The organism is Methylobacterium sp. ARG-1, from assembly GCF_001262595.1.
Taxonomy (GTDB): domain Bacteria; phylum Pseudomonadota; class Alphaproteobacteria; order Rhizobiales; family Beijerinckiaceae; genus Methylobacterium; species Methylobacterium brachiatum.
Genome location: NZ_LHCD01000017.1, coordinates 22,389 through 39,165, shown reverse-complemented (window position 1 = coordinate 39,165; position 16,777 = coordinate 22,389). Strand labels below are relative to the sequence as shown.

General features: G+C 69.2%; 13 protein-coding genes. 8 read left to right on the top strand and 5 right to left on the bottom strand.

Annotated features, from left to right (window positions below):
- Window positions 1-353 precede the first annotated feature (353 nt).
- A complete protein-coding gene (gene moaB / locus AKJ13_RS17015) occupies window positions 354-911 on the top strand; it encodes a molybdenum cofactor biosynthesis protein B (protein ID WP_050734416.1) in 558 nt (185 codons plus the stop codon).
- Here the strand turns inward: moaB and AKJ13_RS17010 are convergent.
- Entirely contained in the window at window positions 901-2,355 is a 1,455-nt protein-coding gene (locus AKJ13_RS17010; protein WP_050734415.1) for an amino acid permease, read from the bottom strand. The genes moaB and AKJ13_RS17010 overlap by 11 nt on opposite strands.
- 138 nt (window positions 2,356-2,493) lie before the next feature.
- A complete protein-coding gene (locus AKJ13_RS17005; RefSeq protein WP_082316995.1) occupies window positions 2,494-3,024 on the bottom strand; it encodes a hypothetical protein in 531 nt (176 codons plus the stop codon).
- A 152-nt stretch (window positions 3,025-3,176) separates the two neighbouring features.
- Between AKJ13_RS17005 and AKJ13_RS17000 the strand changes: the two genes are divergently transcribed.
- From AKJ13_RS17000 to AKJ13_RS16990, 3 genes are all read left to right on the top strand, one after another.
- On the top strand, window positions 3,177-4,292 hold the full coding sequence (locus AKJ13_RS17000) for a PA0069 family radical SAM protein (protein WP_050734414.1): 1,116 nt from the start codon (window positions 3,177-3,179) through the stop codon (window positions 4,290-4,292).
- Between the two features lie 351 nt (window positions 4,293-4,643).
- Complete coding sequence (locus AKJ13_RS16995) at window positions 4,644-6,776, top strand: methyl-accepting chemotaxis protein (protein ID WP_082316999.1); 2,133 nt, start codon at window positions 4,644-4,646, stop codon at window positions 6,774-6,776.
- Window positions 6,777-7,062: 286 nt separating this feature from the next.
- Window positions 7,063-9,420, top strand: a complete 2,358-nt coding sequence (locus AKJ13_RS16990; RefSeq protein ID WP_050734413.1) for a membrane-bound PQQ-dependent dehydrogenase, glucose/quinate/shikimate family — start codon at window positions 7,063-7,065, stop codon at window positions 9,418-9,420.
- A 127-nt stretch (window positions 9,421-9,547) separates the two neighbouring features.
- Here the strand turns inward: AKJ13_RS16990 and AKJ13_RS16985 are convergent, their stop codons facing one another.
- Genes AKJ13_RS16985 through AKJ13_RS16975 form a run of 3 tightly spaced genes read right to left on the bottom strand, consistent with a single transcriptional unit; the run spans window position 9,548 to window position 12,083 of the window.
- On the bottom strand, window positions 9,548-10,171 hold the full coding sequence (locus AKJ13_RS16985) for a ribonuclease HII (RefSeq protein WP_050734412.1): 624 nt from the start codon (window positions 10,169-10,171) through the stop codon (window positions 9,548-9,550).
- A gap of 38 nt (window positions 10,172-10,209) precedes the next feature.
- Entirely contained in the window at window positions 10,210-11,256 is a 1,047-nt protein-coding gene (locus AKJ13_RS16980) for a glycosyltransferase family 1 protein (protein WP_050734411.1), read from the bottom strand.
- Between the two features lie 11 nt (window positions 11,257-11,267).
- Entirely contained in the window at window positions 11,268-12,083 is an 816-nt protein-coding gene (locus tag AKJ13_RS16975) for a UDP-2,3-diacylglucosamine diphosphatase (protein WP_007559582.1), read from the bottom strand.
- Between the two features lie 534 nt (window positions 12,084-12,617).
- Between AKJ13_RS16975 and AKJ13_RS16970 the strand changes: the two genes are divergently transcribed.
- From AKJ13_RS16970 to fchA, 4 genes are all read left to right on the top strand, one after another.
- On the top strand, window positions 12,618-13,826 hold the full coding sequence (locus tag AKJ13_RS16970) for an aminotransferase class V-fold PLP-dependent enzyme (RefSeq protein WP_050734410.1): 1,209 nt from the start codon (window positions 12,618-12,620) through the stop codon (window positions 13,824-13,826).
- A gap of 103 nt (window positions 13,827-13,929) precedes the next feature.
- Complete coding sequence (locus AKJ13_RS16965) at window positions 13,930-14,874, top strand: D-2-hydroxyacid dehydrogenase (RefSeq protein WP_050734409.1); 945 nt, start codon at window positions 13,930-13,932, stop codon at window positions 14,872-14,874.
- 179 nt (window positions 14,875-15,053) lie between these two features.
- Complete coding sequence (locus tag AKJ13_RS16960; protein ID WP_050734408.1) at window positions 15,054-15,917, top strand: NADP-dependent methylenetetrahydromethanopterin/methylenetetrahydrofolate dehydrogenase; 864 nt, start codon at window positions 15,054-15,056, stop codon at window positions 15,915-15,917.
- 10 nt (window positions 15,918-15,927) lie between these two features.
- Window positions 15,928-16,569 carry a methenyltetrahydrofolate cyclohydrolase gene (gene fchA / locus AKJ13_RS16955; RefSeq protein ID WP_050734407.1) on the top strand — a complete coding sequence of 214 codons (642 nt, stop codon included), beginning with the start codon at window positions 15,928-15,930 and terminating at the stop codon, window positions 16,567-16,569.
- Window positions 16,570-16,777 lie beyond the last annotated feature (208 nt).

Here is a 16,777-nt window from a genome sequence, read left to right as displayed (position 1 = left end):
GTGCGCCGTATTGATGGAGAGATGTCTCATTTTTCCACAGGGAGCACGATTTCGTGATGGATCTCTCTGATTGCATCTGCTGAAAATAGTTTCATTCTAAAAACATCTGCGTGTGGCGCTTTCGCTTTGTTCCGGAGCGCTTACCGGCTGACCCGGGTTCATAGGTGCGATGCCGGCGCAGACGAAAGCGGGCGAACGGGCCGCAATGGTTCGGCGTATCGGACGGAGGCCTCAAGAAATCGGCCTCGGGAGTGGCGCCTACATCCCCATTGCTGATTCGGCGGCCCGTGGCCGAGGGGGCGACAAGCGCGGGGCGGCGGCCCATATCCCGGCTCGAGTTCGGAGAACCCACGATGGCCGATCAGCCCGATTCACGCCGCTTCATCCCGCTGGGAATCGCGGTGCTCACCGTCTCGGACACCCGCCGCATGGCGGATGACCGCTCAGGCGATACCCTGAGCCAGCGCCTCACCGACGCAGGCCATCGGCTCGCGGCCCGGGCCATCGTGCCGGACGAGATCCCGGCGATCCGAGAACAGGTCGAGGCATGGCTGCGCGATCCGGCGGTCGACGTGGTGATCACCACGGGCGGCACCGGATTCACCGGCCGCGACGTGACTCCCGAGGCGCTGGAGCCGCTGTTCGAGAAGCGGATGGACGGCTTCTCGGCGGTGTTCCACCGGATCTCGTACGACAAGATCGGCACCTCGACCCTGCAATCCCGGGCCACGGCCGGGGTCGCGCAGGCGACGTACGTGTTCGTGCTGCCGGGCTCGCCGGGGGCGTGCCGGGACGCCTGGGACGGCATCCTGGCGCAGCAACTCGATTACCGGCACCGCCCCTGCAACTTCGTCGAGATCATGCCGCGGCTCGACGAGCACCTGCGGCGCGGCGCCAGCATCACGGCGTGACGGCGTTGCCCTCCTTGCGGCGCAGCACCGAGTGCCTGCGTCCGTAGAAGAAGTAGATGACCAGCCCGATCGCCATCCAGATCACCAGGCGCAGCCAGGTGTCGAGGGGCAATCCGACCATCAGCAGCAGGCAGAACAGGATGCCGAGGATGGGCACCACCGGCACCGCCGGGGTCCGGAACGGCCGCTTCATGTGCCGGTCGGTCCGGCGCAGGTGGATCACCGAGCCGCAGACCAGGATGAAGGCGGCGAGCGTGCCGATGCTGACCATCTCGCCGAGGATGTGGATCGGCACCAGCGCCGCCACGAGGGCGACCGCAGCGCCGATCAGCGCCTGGCTGCGATAGGGCGTCTGGTAGGTCGGATGGACATGGGCGAACAGCTTCGGCAGCAGCCCGTCATTGGCCATGGTGAAGAAGATTCGGCTCTGGCCGTAGAGCAGGACCAGGATCACCGTGGTCAGGCCGGTGAGCGCCCCCAGCTTGATCAGCAACGCGAACCAGCCGATGCCGATGGCATCGACCCCCTTGGCGATCGGGTCGGGAACGTTCAGCTCCTTGTACGGCACCAGCCCGGTCAGGACGGCGGCCACGAGCACGTAGAGGATCGTGCAGACGGCGAGCGAGCCGAGGATGCCGATCGGCATGTCCTTCTGCGGCTTGCGCGCTTCCTGGGCGGCGGTGGAGACCGCGTCGAAGCCGATGAAGGCGAAGAAGACCACGCCGGCGCCGCGCAGGATGCCGCTATAGCCGTACTGCCCGAAGCTCCCCTCGTTCGGCGGGATCAGCGGGCTCCAATGCGCCGTGTCGACATGGCCCCAGCCCAGCGCGATGAACGCGACCACCACGGTGAGCTTGACCGCCACCATGATGTTGTTGAACCGCGCCGATTCCTTGGTGCCGCGCATCAGCAGGATCGTGATCAGCGCCACGATCACCACGGCCGGCAGGTTGAACAGGGCGGTGCCGCCGCCGTCGATCGCCGTCCCCGGCGCGTGCGCGAACCGGGCCGGGATCACGATGCCGACATCCTTCAGCAGGCTCGTGATGTAGCCCGACCAGCCCACCGCCACCGTCGCGGCGCCCATGGCGTATTCGAGGATCAGGTCCCAGCCGATCAGCCAGGCGAAGAACTCGCCCAGCGTCGCGTAGGTATAGGTGTAGCTCGACCCGGCCACCGGGATCAGCGCCGCCATCTCGGAATAGCAGAGGCCGACGAACGCGCAGGCGATGCCACCGAGCACGAAGGACAGCATGATGCCGGGCCCGGCATACTGTGCCGCCGCGGTGCCGGTGAGCACGAAGATGCCGGCGCCGATGATCGCCCCGATCCCCATCGCGGTGATCGAGAGCGCCCCGAGCGTCTTCGAGAGCTGCTGCTCGCCCTCGCCGCTCTCCAGGATGTCGTCGACGGACTTCCGCCCCATCAGGCCCGAGGAGTCCATCGGCGCATCCTTCCCTGCAGCGCAACGGGTGCAGCGCTCGCCTATAAGCTCCAGTTCAGCAAGTTTTCTGCCATCGCACCAGGGAATTTCACCGCGCGTGCGCGGATAACGGCAAGTCGAGCTGCGACATTCTGTCGATCAGGGCCGGTCGATCCGGGCGATCAGCGGCCTGACCTTGAGGCGTGGCGCGAACACCGCGCCGGCTTGCAGCGCGTCCCGCCGCACCACGTCGCCGGGCCGGGCCCGCCGGGCGCCAAGAACGGCTTCGATGCGGCCGACCAGACCGGCGATCCAGCCCGCGGCCGGGCGGTGCAGGCGGCCGAGCCCGGTCTCCGGCCGGGCCGTGCCGACGAAGCGGTCGAGGGTGCGAATCCAGCCCTCCGCCGGGACGTCGCCGGCCTCCAGGCACAGTACCCAGTCCCGCCGGGCCGCCGCGGCGCCGGCCGCATAGGGGCTCACGCCGCGATGCAGCACCAGGGTCGCCCCGGTGGCGTCCGCGATGGCGGCGGCCGCCTCGCTCTCCCGGCCGGTCACGATCACCGCGTCGCCGATCAAGCCGCCGGCGACGCCCGATACGAGCACGCTGAGCGTGTCGGCCAGGCGGTCGATCGCGTCCGGATCGGCCGGATCGGCCAGATAGGTCACGGCGGAGAGCATGAGCGCGCCCATAGACGATTTTGCGCGGCGGTAAACCGCTGCGCCGCATCTCGGCAGTGATGCCGGGCATCGAAGCTGGCGCGCGGGCGCGTTTGCCTGAAATTAAGGCGTTGGCCACGTCTATGTTCGCGCTATGTTCCGTTCAGGGCACAAGGCGGCGCGACATGGCAGAGAGTCCGAGCGGATCCACCCCCGAGGCGTCCCTGCGGCTCGGCCCGAGCGCGCGGCCTCTGGAGGCTCGGCGCGGGCGCGGCGCTACGGCCAATCCCACGAGCCGCTACGACGCCGCCGCGCGCGAGGACATCCAGGACGGCGATTGGGAGGCGGATGCCCCCGCCGCCCTGCGCACCCAGGTCACCCTTGAGCGCACGGCGCGGATCATCGCCCGCAATACCTCGCCGGACATCCCGTTCGACCGGTCGGTCAACCCGTATCGCGGCTGCGAGCACGGCTGCATCTACTGCTACGCGCGGCCGACCCATGCCTGGCTCGGTCTGTCGCCGGGGCTCGACTTCGAATCGCGAATCGTCGCCAAGCCCGACGCCGCCCGGGTCCTGGCACGCGAGATCGCTGCGCCGGGCTACCGGCCGGCGACGATCGCGCTCGGTACCGCCACCGATCCCTACCAGCCGGTGGAGCGGGAGCACCGCATCACCCGCGCCGTGCTGGAAGTGCTGAGGGAGGCCCGCCATCCTGTCGGCATCACCACCAAGTCCGACCTCGTGCTGCGCGACCTCGACATCCTGGCCGAGATGGCGGCCGAGAACCTCGTGCTGGTGGCCGTCTCGCTGCCGACGCTGGATCCGCACCTCGCCCGACGGCTCGACCCGCGGGCGCCCCGGCCGGAGAAGCGGCTCTCCGCGATGCGGCGCCTGAGCGAGGCCGGCGTGCCCGTGATGGTCAACGTCTCGCCGATCATCCCAGGGCTGACCGACCACGAAATCGAGGCGATCCTGGCCCGCGCCCGGGAGAACGGCGCGAGCCGCATCGGCCATGCTTTGCTGCGCCTGCCGGGCGAGGTCGCCGACCTCGTGGCCGACTGGTTCGCCGAGCACTATCCCGAGCGTCGGGCCCGGGCCTTCGCGCTGCTGAGCCAGGCCCGGGGCGGCCGCGAGAACGATCCCCGCTTCGGCCACCGCTTCCGCGGGGAGGGGGCCTATGCCGAGATGATCGGCCAGCGGGTTCGTCTCGCCGGCGGCCGGCTCGGCTTCGCCTTCGGGCGGATGGCCCTGAACGAGGCGGCGTTCCGCAAGCCGGGGGCGCAACTCGCGCTGTTCTGACGGGACGCTCCTCCGGGTTCCGCGGGAGCGATTGCCGTTGCGGTACCGGCCGCACGAAAGTCGGCCTCCGCTCCCGAAACCGATTCCGCTGGGAGAATCAGATCTCAGCCGATGGGCTACTCAATGATGGCCGTGCCTGCATCCGTTTCAAGGGAGATGGCGGGCGCATTTCGAGGGCAAAGCAATTCCTGCGGTGCAGTATTTACCAATGGAAAGTGTCACACATTCGTGTTGCAAACGTCATGGTTCGGATCCAGAGAGATTATGCCGCTGATAGATCTTTAGAGGTTTTCTAAAACAGGATCGAAAATCATCCGGCAACGTTTTTTCATCTTGATGGAACCGCTTCCGATGTCTCGTGGGCAACCCTTAACGTTCGCCGGCTTCGAGCTCACGACCCTGACGATCGGCAAGATCCTGTGCGCGACCCTGTTCTCGATGAGCGTCATGCTGATCGCCTCGGGGGTTTCGACCCTGCGTGACGCCCAGGTTCGGGCGGACCAGAGCCATCGCGTGGTGGCGTTGACCGAGGCGAGCCGGACGCTTCTCAAGGATCTCCTGGCCATCCGCATGGAGCGGGGCCGCACGCTCCAGGCCCTGAAGGCCGCCGAGCCGATTCCCGGTAAGGACGCGGCGCTGATCGCCGCCCAGCGCGCCACCATCGCGACCGGTCTCGCCCAGCTCGCGACGCTCGCCCGCGAGGTGGATGCGCCCACGGTGCTGGCGAAGGTCGAGCCGCTGCAGCGGGCCTACGAGGCCACGCTCAAGCTGCGCCCGCAGGTCGATGCCGCCCTCGCGGTTCCGGCGGCGCAGCGACCCGCTGGCACGCTGCCGGCCACCGCCGAGGCGTCGCAAGCGTTGCTCGACGCCTTCCTGGCCGCGAACGACGCGGTCGACGCCGTCATCCCGCGCGGCGACCCGAGCCTGGCGCATTACCTCGACCTGAAGCGCGCGGCCTGGGCCTCCCGGGCGCTGATCGGCGGCGTGGTCGTGCGGATCGAATCCGCCGTCGCCGCCGGCACATCGTGGTCGCAGGCCGATCTCGTCGTCGCCGCCGAGGAGCGCGGGCGGCTGGCCGCCGCCTGGTCCAGCGTCGTCGCGGCGGCCGCCGACGAGGCATCGGACACGGTTCGGGCCGCCGTCCGCAAGGCGAAGGCCGACAATTTCGAGGGCGAGGCCGAGGCGCGCCGCAGGGCCGCCACGGAGGCGCTCTCGCAGGGCCGGCCGACCGGCCTGTCCATCGACGACCTGCGCATCCGGCACACCGCCGAGGTGAACACGATCGCCGACCTGGCCACAGCCGCGCTCGACGCGCTGGTCGACCGGGCCCGGGCGCTGACCGACGAGGCGCGTGCCGCCCTGTTGCGGACGGCCCTGTTCCTGATCGCCGCTCTGCTGCTGACCGGGGTTGGTACGCTGGTCGTGGTCCGGCGGGTGCTGCGGCCGATCCGCAGCATGACCGGAGCGATGCGCGCCCTGGCCGACGGGGACGCCTCCGTCGTGGTTCCGGCCCGGGAGCGCCGGGACGAGATCGGCGCCATGGCCGAAGCCGTCCAGGTGTTCAAGGACAACCTGCTCCGGACCCGGCAGCTCGAAGCCGAGGCGGAGGAGGCGCGCCGCAGTGCCGAGGGGCAGCGCCGGGCCGTCATGCGCCAGATGGCCGAGACCTTCGAGGCCGCGATCGCCGGCATCGTCACCCAGGTCTCGTCGGCGGCAGCCGAGTTGCAGGCCACGGCCTGGCAGATGACCGCGAGCGCCCAGCAGACCGCGAGCCAGTCCGGCACGGTCGCGGCGGCGGCCGAGCAATCCGCCTCCAACGTCAACACCGTGGCGAGCGCCGCCGAGCAGCTCGGCAGCACCGTCGAGGAGATCGGTCGCCAGGTGCAGGACTCGACGGCCCTGGCCCAACGGGCGGTCGGCGAGTCCGACCAGACCGCCGTCCTCGTGTCCGAGCTGAGCGCCGCCGCCGCCCGGGTCGGCGACGTGGTGCAGCTGATCGCCTCGATCGCCGCGCAGACCAACCTGCTGGCGCTCAACGCCACGATCGAGGCCGCGCGGGCTGGCGCGACCGGACGGGGTTTCGCCGTGGTGGCGGCGGAGGTCAAGGAACTCGCCGGCCAGACCGCCAAGGCGACCGAGGAGATCGCCAGCCAGATCGGCCGGATCCAGGGCGTCACCGGCGAGGCCGTGGGAGCGATCGGCGCGATCACCGGCCGGATCCGGGAGATCAACGCCGTCGCGACGACGATCGCGGCCGCGGTGGAGCAACAGGGCGCGGCGACGCGGGAGATCGTCCGCAACGTCACCCAGGCGACAGCAGGCACGCAGGAGGTCACCGGCAACATCGCCGGCGTGGCGCAGGCGGCCGGGCAGACCGGTGCGGCGGCCGAGCAGGTCCTCGCCTCGGCCACCGGGCTGTCGCGCCAGTCCGAGCAGCTCGCGGCCGAAGTGGAACGCTTCCTCGCCAATGTCCGGGCCGCCTGAATCCGGGCGGGCGTCGCGCGCGCTGCGTCGAGGTCGCCCTTCCCAGACTACGCACAGGTTACGAGACCAGATTCGGCCGGCCTGTTCGCCGCGCCGAAGCGAACCGGTCCTTGTTTCGCGGTCCGTGATGCAATGGCGGGCGGATAAAAAACAGATTTGTTCGCGTTCAGAAATAAATATTCGTCGACATGCAAAATGATGCATGGAAAAAACAGAGAACAACATCGTTGACCGGCGCAAAGTCCGAGATAAACAGACACTCATCTCGCACAGTTGAGGTTGTTCGATGAGCCTATTCAGGACATTGGCCGATTTGGCGTCGATCCTGCTCGGATCAGTCGTAGCTTTGATGGGTTTGGCTCTGGTTGCCGGCGGGGCATACTTGGTGTGGCTCGGCGGCAGCTGGTATTTCGTGGTCATGGGCGCCGCGATGTTCGTGTCCGGCATCCTGGTCGCCCAGCGCCGGCGCGAAGGCGCGCTGCTCTACGGGGCGGCGTTCGTCCTCACCGGGGCCTGGGCGGTCTGGGAGGTTGGGTTCGCGTTCTGGCCGCTGGTCTCGCGGCTGTTCGCCCTGGCGGTGCTCGCCTGCGTGGTCGCCCTGTTCGCACCGCTGCTTGATCGATCCGGCGGCGGTGCGTGGCGCCGGGCCTCCCTGGGCCTCTCCGCCGCCCTGGCGCTCGTCCTGGTGGCGACCACCCTGCGGGCGTTCCAGGCGGTGCCGATCATCGCCGCGACCGAGGTTGCGCCGGTGCATCCGGCGACCCAGGCGGGGCAGCAGGTCGATTGGGCGGCCTGGGGCAACACCAATGCCGGCACACGCTTCGCCGGGCTGACCCAGATCGACGCCGCCAACGTCGCCCAACTCCAGCCGGCCTGGACCTTCCGCACCGGGGACATCGCCGTGAGCAACGGCTTCGGCGCCGAGGACCAGACCACGCCGCTCCAGATCGGCGACACCGTCTATGTCTGCACGCCCAACGACATCGTCATCGCGCTCGACGCCGATACCGGCGCGCAGCGCTGGCGCCACGATCCGAAGGCGAGCGCCCCGCAATGGCAGCGGTGCCGCGGGCTCGGCTATCACGACGCGGGCGCCGCGGAGGGTGGAAAGGTCTGTCCCCGCCGCCTGCTGCTCGCCACGATCGACGCGCGCCTGATCGCCCTCGACGCCGCCACCGGCCAGCCCTGCACCGATTTCGGCACGGGCGGCACGGTCGATCTCAAGACCGACATGGGTGAGGTCAAATCCGGCTACTACACGCAGACCGCGGCGCCGCTGATCGCCGGCGATCTCGTGGTGGTGGGCGGCCGGGTCGCCGACAATATCGAGACCGGGGAGCCCGGCGGCGTGGTCCGGGCCTACGACGTCGCCAGCGGCGAACTGCGCTGGGCCTGGGACCCGGGCAACCCGGCAACCAGCCGCCTGCCGCCGCCGGGCGAGACCTATACGCGCGGCACGCCCAACGTCTGGACCAGCATGGCGTATGATTCGGCCCTCGGCCTGATCTACGCGCCCACTGGCAACGCGACGCCCGACTTCTTCGGCGGCCACCGCACCGCGCAGGACGACGCCACCAACTCGTCGATCTTCGCGCTGGACGCGGCGACCGGGCGGCCGCGCTGGCATGTCCAGCTCGTGCACAAGGACCTGTGGGACTTCGACGTGCCGGCCCAGCCGGCGCTCTACGACCTGCCCGACGGCAACGGCGGCACCGTGCCGGGGCTGATCGCCGCCACCAAGCATGGCCAGATCTTCCTGCTGAACCGCGCGACGGGGGCGCCGATCGCGCCGATTACCGAGCGGCCGGTGCCGCAGGGCAACGTGCCGGGCGAGCATTACGCGCCGACGCAGCCCTATTCGGACATGCCGTCGATCGGCACAGAGACCCTGACGGAAGCCGACATGTGGGGGGCGACGCCGTTCGACCAGCTCCTGTGCCGGATCCAGTTCAAGACCATGCGCCACGAGGGGACCTTCACCCCGCCGGGCTTCGACACCGCGCTCCAGATGCCGGGCTCGCTCGGGGGCATGAACTGGGGCAGCACCGCGATCGACATGACCCGGGACTACCTGATCGTGAACGACATGCGGCTCGGCCTGTGGAACCGGCTGATCCCGCGGGAACAGGTCGAGACCGGCAAGGCTGCCGGCACCGAGATGGGCCTGTCGTCGATGCGCGGCACGCCCTACGTCTCCCTGCGCAACCGCTTCGTGTCGGCGCTGAATGTGCCGTGCCAGAAGCCGCCCTTCGGCACGCTGACCGCTATCGACCTGAAGGCGCGCCGCATCGCCTGGCAGGTCCCGCTCGGCACGGTCGAGGATACCGGGCCGCTGGGGATCAAGATGCACCTGCCGATCCCGATCGGCATGCCCTCGCTCGGCGGGTCGCTGGTGACCGGCTCGGGCCTGATCTTCTTCGCCGGCACCCAGGATTACTACCTGCGGGCGTTCGATGCCGCGACCGGTCGCGAGGTCTGGAAGGGCCGCCTGCCGGTGGGCAGCCAAGGGGCGCCGATGACCTACCGGTCCCCAAAAACCGGCCGCCAATACGTCGTGATCACGGCCGGCGGCGCCCGCCAATCCCCCGACCGCGGCGACTACGTGGTCGCCTACGCGCTGCCGCCCGATTCCGGATCGAAGTGATCCGATCCGCGTACGGGAAATTCCGGGTCTCCAAAGGGCTCAGCCCTTTGGCGGGGTTCGGGGGCAGAGCCCCGGAAAGTTGCGGGGCTCTGCCCTGCACCTGCAAAAGGTCCCGATCCTTTGAAACCTAGCCGAACCCGCGGGTGAAGCTGAGGCGGTGGTGCGGGCTCCGGCCCAGGGCCATCAGGCCGGCCCGGTGCAGGGCCGTGCCGTAGCCGACATTGCGCTCCCAGCCGTAGCCCGGATGGCGCTCGGCCAGCCGGCGCATGAGGTTGTCGCGAAAGACCTTGGCGACGATCGAGGCGGCGGCGATCTGCGGCACCAGGGCATCGCCGCCGACCACCGCGCGACCCTGCAGGCCGGGCAGGGCGTCCCGTCCGTCGACCAGGACCGGCGCCGCAATGCCGAGGCGTGCCACCGCCCGCGCCATGGCATCGAGGGTCGCGGCGCGGATGTTGATCCGGTCGATCAGCGCCCGGGAGCCCGCCGCCACGGCGACCCGGGCATGGGCGCGGATCAGCGGCGCCAGCTGAACGCGGACCGGCTCGGGCACGCGCTTGCTGTCGTCCAGGGCGCCCAGCAGGGCCGGGGGGATCGCATTCGGGTCGAACCAGACCGCGGCCACGACCACCGGTCCGCACAGGGCGCCGCGCCCGACCTCATCGCAGCCGATCACCACCGGGTAATCCTTGGCGCGGGCCGGGTCGAAGGACGGGGTGAGGGTGGATCTGGTTCGCTTCACGGACGGCATGCGGCCGTCCTGCCATCCCGCGCGGCCGTCGTCACGGTTCAGGCGGCGTTCCGGGTGCCCCGCTCGCCGCCATGCGCCTCGATGATGTTGCCGAAGAACTGATCGGCGCTGACGTCCCAGCCGCGGCGCAGGGCTTCCTGTCGGCACTCGGCCCGGGACAGGCGAAGCGCTGCGAGCGCGGCCGCGCGCAGGTCGTGGTCGAGGATGCCGACCCGGGTCCCGCTCAGAACGTCGTTGGGTCCCGGCACCGGGAAGGCGGCGATCGGCAGGCCGCAGGCCATGGCTTCCAGAAGCACGATGCCGAACGTGTCGGTCAGGCTCGGGAACACGAAGGCGTCGCAGGCGGCGTAGACCGATGCCAACGCCGCGCCGGTCCGCGTGCCGAGGAAACGCGCTTCCGGAGCCAGGGCCTGCAGCCGCGCCCGGTCCGGCCCGTCGCCGACCACGACCTTGGTGCCGGGCAGGTCGAGGCTGAGGAAGGCCGCCAGGTTCTTCTCGACGGCGAGGCGGCCGACATAGAGGAACAGCGGCCGTGGCAGCTGGGCCAGTTCCGCGGGCGGCGGCTCGCCGGGGGCGGCCGGGCGGAATCGCTCGGTGTCGACCCCGCGGGTCCAGCGCATCAGGCGGGTGAAACCCCTGGCCTCCAGCTCCGCCTGGAGGGTCGGGGTGCTGACCATCGTGCCCCGGGCCGCGCCGTGGAAGCGGCGCAGATAGGCGTAGGACCACGCCTCCGGCACCGGCAGCCGGGCGGCGAGGTATTCCGGAAACCGCGTGTGATAGCTCGTGGTGAAGGGCAGACCGTGGGCCAGGCAGTGGCGCCGGGCCGCGAAGCCGATCGGACCCTCGGTGGCGATATGGACATGGCTCGGCCGCTCCTTGGCCCAGCGCGCCGCCACCCGGTCCCGTCCGGCCAGGGCCAGGCGGATCTCCGGGTAGCCCGGCAGGGGCAGCGAGCGGAAATCGGCCACCGAGAGCAGGGCCGTCTCGAAGCCGTGCTCGGGCGCCCGGCGGACCATCTGCTCCAGGGAGCGCACCACGCCGTTGACCTGCGGATGCCAGGCATCGCTGGCGATGAGGAGCTTCACCGAGCGATCCCTCACGCCACCGCGCGCCGGCCCGTCACCGCCCGCGGCGCGGCCTCGGCCTCGCGCGCGCGCAGGATGCTCGGATAGTGCAGCACCTCGATGCGGCCGTCGTAATGCTCGATCAGCCCGGTGCAGGATTCCACCCAGTCGCCGGTATTGAGGTAGCGCAAATCGCCGATCGCCCGGTCGGCGGCGTGGTGGATATGCCCGCAGATCACGCCGTTCGCGCCCTGGCGGCGCGCCTCCTCGGCCAGGATCGTCTCGAACCGGCCGATGAAGCTGACGGCGTTCTTCACCCGCAGCTTCGCCCAGGCCGAGAGCGACCAGTAGGACAGGCCGACCCGCCGCCGGATCCGGTTGATCACGGTGTTAAGCGTCAGGGCCAGCGTGTAGGCGCCGTCGCCGAGATGGGCGAGCCAGGGCGAGTGCCGCACCACCATGTCGAACTGGTCGCCGTGGATCACCAGGTAGCGCTGCCCGTCGGCCGCCTCGTGGATCGCGGTCTCGGCGATCTCGATGCCGCCGAAATTCGTGCCGACGTAATCGCGCAGGAATTCGTCGTGGTTGCCCGGCAGGTAGACGATCCGGGCGCCCTTGCGCACCTTTCGCAGGAGCTTCTGGACGACGTCGTTGTGTTCCTGCGGCCAGTACCAACCGGAGCGCAGCTGCCAGCCGTCCACGATGTCGCCGACCAGGTAGACCGTGTCGGCGTCGTAATCGCGCAGGAACGACAGGAGCAGCCCGGCCTGGCAGCCGCGCGTTCCGAGATGCAGGTCCGACAGGAACAGCGTGCGAACCCGGACCGGCATCTCCTCATCCTCGGCCACGTCACCCTCCCGGCGGTCGAACGGTGCCGGGATCCAGAGCGCGATCTCGTCTCAGTTTGATGACGCGGGGGTGGATCGCTGTGGGTGTTGTGGTGCGCTGCAGCGGAAGTTCTCAAGCCCGAATAGCTGGCGTTGCGGCGCACAAAAAATTTTTTTACCGCGATCCCGAAGTTTTTCCGGTTTTGCTTCCGAGCTTCGCCGCCTCATAATACCAGATAACCGGTGGCTCGGCGTGAGCCGGGCCGGACGCGTACTGGAAGGCGGCCAGGGTGCCTTGAGACGAGGCGCCGTAGAACGGGACGGCATTTCGGAGGCGACCGGCGCGCGGGGGCGCGCCGCGACGCGAGCGGCACGAGGCCGCCTGCCGCTCCGCTGAGCCCCCCGATCCACGGATGACGCGGATGACGTTCGGGACGCTGCGGCCTGCCGCGGCTACCGGCGCCGCTCGCAGGATGCCCGACACGGCCTTCGAGGACGTTCGAACGAACCGGCGCGGGTCCGCCCGCGCACAACAGAGTTTTTGGAGGAAACACCATGGCCGCAACCCGGCGCCCCGGTCGCAACCATCTCTTCATCCCCGGCCCCACGAATATCCCGGATCGCGTCCTGCGCGCGATGCACGTGCCGTCCGAGGATCACCGCTCGCCGGGCTTCCCCGAGCTGGTGAAGCCGCTGCTGCAGGATGCCAAGATCGTGTTCGGCTCGACCGCCGGGACCGTCATCCTGTTCCCGTCCTCGGGCACCGGCATCTGGGAATCGGCCCTGTCCAACACCCTGTGCCGCGGCGACAAGGTGCTGACGTCCCGCTACGGCCAGTTCAGCCACCTGTGGGTCGATATGGCCCAGCGCCTCGGCCTCGACGTGATCGTCCAGGAGGAGGAATGGGGCGCCGGCGCCGATCCGCAGAAGATCGAGGAGGCGCTCCGGGCCGACAAGGACCACGCCATCAAGGCCGTGATGGTCGTCCATAACGAGACCGCCACCGGCGTCACCAGCGACATCGCCGCTGTGCGCAAGGCGCTCGACGCCGCCGGTCACCCGGCGCTGCTGTTCGTGGACGGCATCTCGTCGATCGGCTCGCTGCCGTTCTACATGGACGAGTGGAAGGTCGATTGCGCCATCGCGGGCTCGCAGAAGGGCTTCATGCTGCCGGCCGGCCTCGGCCTGATCTGCATCAGCCCCAAGGCGCTGAAGATCGCCGAGGGCGGCACCGGCCGCAACGACCGGCTCGGCCACGCCTACTTCGCCTGGAAGGACCAGCTCGCGGCCAACGCCACCGGCTACTTCCCCTACACCCCGGTCCTGCCGCTGCTCTACGGCCTGCGCGAGGCCCTGGCGATCGTGAAGGAAGAAGGGCTGGAAAACATCTACCACCGCCATCACGTCCTCGCAGAGGCAACCCGTCAGGCGGTGGCGGCCTGGGGCCTCAAGCCCTGCGCCAAGGAGCCGAAGTGGAACTCCGACACGGTCACGGCGATCGTGGTGCCGGAGGGTGCCGACGCCGCCAAGGTGATCACCCACGCCTACGAGCGCTACAACCTGTCGCTGGGTGCCGGCCTGTCGAAAGTCGCCGGCAAGGTGTTCCGCATCGGCCATCTCGGCGACCTGAACGAGCTGTCGCTGCTGGGCGCCATCGCGGGCGCCGAGATGGCCATGCTCGATTGCGGCATCAAGGTCACGCCGGGCTCGGGCGTCGCCGCCGCCTCCAGCTACCTGCGCGAGAATCCGCTGCATAAGGCGTAATTGACGCCCATCGTCGAAGCGGGGTCGGCTTGCCGGCTCCGCTTCGACGCGCAAGTAAGAATAAGAATCCCGAGGAAACCGCCCGTCGCCCGAGAGGGGATCCATGACGAAGAAAATCGTGTTCCTGGACCGCGAGTCCCTCGACGCGACGGTCCGGCCGTTCAGCTTCCCGCACGACTATGTCGAGCACGACTCGACCTGGACGCCGGAGGACACGGTGGCTCGGCTCCAGGGAGCTGAGATCGCGCTGATCAACAAGGTCCCGATGCGGGCCGAGACCCTGAAGCAGCTCCCCGACCTGAAGCTGATCGCGGTGGCCGCCACCGGCACCGACGTGGTCGACAAGGCCCAGGCCAAGGCCCAGGGCATCACCGTCGTCAACATCCGCAACTACGCGTTCAATACCGTGCCCGAGCACGTGGTCGGGCTGATGTTCGCCCTGCGCCGGGCGATCGTGCCCTACGCCAATTCGGTGAAGCGGGGCGACTGGGCGAAGTCCAAGCAGTTCTGCTACTTCGACTACCCGATCTACGACATCGCCGGCTCGACGCTCGGCATCGTCGGCTACGGGGCGCTCGGCAAGTCGATTGGCAAGCGTGCCGAGGCGCTGGGCATGAAGGTCCTGGCCTACGACGTGTTCCCGCAGGACGGGCTGGTCGATTTCGAGACGATCCTGACGCAGTCCGACGTGATCACGCTGCACGTGCCGCTCACCCCCGACACCAAGGGGATGATCGGCGCCGCCGAGCTCAAGCGGATGAAGAAGAACGCCATCCTGATCAACACCGCGCGGGGCGGGCTGGTGGACGAGGCCGCGCTGCTGGCCGCGCTCAAGGACGGCACCATCGCGGGCGCGGGCTTCGACGTGGTCGCGCAGGAGCCGCCGAAAGACGGCAACATCCTGTGCGAGGCCGACCTGCCGAATCTGATCGTGACCCCGCACGTCGCCTGGGCCAGCAAGGAGGCGATGCAGATCCTCGCCGACCAGCTCGTCGACAACGTCGAGGCGTTCGTCGCCGGCAAGCCGCAGAACGTGGTCGAGAGCTGAGGCGACGCGTCTCGCGCCGTCATACCGGGGCGCCGCGGGCGGGCCCGGAACCCAGTGCCGCCGACGGTGTCGGCCGAGAACCACCTGAGCGTCTGGATTCCGGGCTCCGCTTCGCGGACTCGGAATGACGGGGTGGAGTGTTCACGACGATCATGCCCATCCTGGGCCGAGGTTAAGACATGACGAAGAAGCTGCTGTTCCTGTTCGACACCGATGCCGTGCCGAACGTGTTCGACACGGTCGTCGGCTACGACGGCGGTGCCGATCACATCACCGGCTACGGCGGCGTGACGCCCGACAATGTGGGCGCGCTCGTGGACGGCACGATCTACACCCGCGGCGGTTCCGAGAAGAAGTCGACGGCGATCTTCGTCGGCGGCGGCAGCATGGCGGCCGGCGAGGAGCTGTTCACCGCCGTCAAGAAGCGCTTCTTCGGCCCGTTCCGGGTCTCGGTCATGCTCGATTCCAACGGCTCCAACACCACGGCTGCCGCAGGCGTCGCGCTGGTGGCCAAGGCCGCCGGCTCGCTCCAGGGCAAGAAGGCCGTCGTGCTGGCGGGCACCGGCCCGGTCGGCATGCGCTCGGCCGCGCTGCTCGCCGGCGAGGGCGCCGAGGTCACCATCGCGGGCCGCGCCCTCGACAAGACCCAGGCCGCCGCCGAGCAGATCAACACGCGCTTCAAGGTCAACGTGAAGGCCGCCGCGACCCCCGACGAGGCCTCCCGCGTCGCCCTGGTGAAGGGCACCAACCTCGTGTTCACGGCCGGCGCCATCGGTGTCGAACTGCTGCCCGAATCCGCCTGGGCGCAGGAATCGTCCATCGAGTTCGTGGCCGACTACAACGCCCAGCCCCCGACGGGCATCGGCGGCATTGAGGTGATGGACAAGGGCAAGGACCGCAACGGCAAGCAGGCGTTCGGCGCGCTGGGCATCGGCGGCCTGAAGCTCAAGCTGCACCGCGCCTGTGTCGGCCAGCTCTTCGAGAGCACTGACAAGGTTCTCGACGCCGAGGAGATCTACGCTCTCGCCAAGACGATGGCCTGAGGAGGCGCCGGTGACCGACACGCATCGCCCCGAGACCGACAGCATCGATAAGTTCCTGACGGAGCTGGCGAGCGCCGCCCCGACCCCCGGCGGCGGCGGCGCGGCGGCGATCTCCGGCGCCATGGGCGCGGCCCTGGTGTCGATGGTCTGCAATTTGACCATCGGCAAGAAGAAGTACGTCGAGGTCGAGGCCGAGCTGAAGGACGTGCTCGCCCGGTCCGAGGGCCTGCGGGTGGTGCTCACCGGCATGATCGGCGAGGACGTCCAAGCCTTCGACGCCGTGATGGGCGCCTACGGCCTGCCCAAGGGAACGGACGACGAGAAGGCGGCCCGCGCTACGGCGATTCAGGCGGCGCTGAAGACGGCCACCGACGTGCCGCTCTCCTGCTGCCGCGCCTGCCGGACGGTGATCGACCTCGCGGCGATCACGGCCGACAAGGGCAATCTGAACGTCGTCTCCGATGCCGGCGTTGCGGTGCTCTCGGCCTATGCCGGCCTGCGCAGCGCGGCGCTGAACGTCTACGTCAACGCCAAGGGGATCGAGGACCGAGACTTCGCCGAAGAGCGGCTGCAGGAACTCGAAGGCCTGCTGGCCGAGGCCGGCGCGCTGACCGAGAAGGTCTATGGGGTGGTCAAGGCCAAGGTGAACTGAACCGAGCCGCACCCGCTACGAGTGCCGCAAATGGATCGACAGTGAAGGCCGGGTGCATCAGGCGCCCGGCCTTTCTTTTTGACGGAATGCTGCGGTGCAATAGTAGGTCCGACTTGTTTTGCATCCGCGAAAAAGCCGGCCTGAACCGGCGGATCAAAAAATTTGACGGGCGTAATCTTCCCGCTCAACTAATGTGGACGGCGACAAA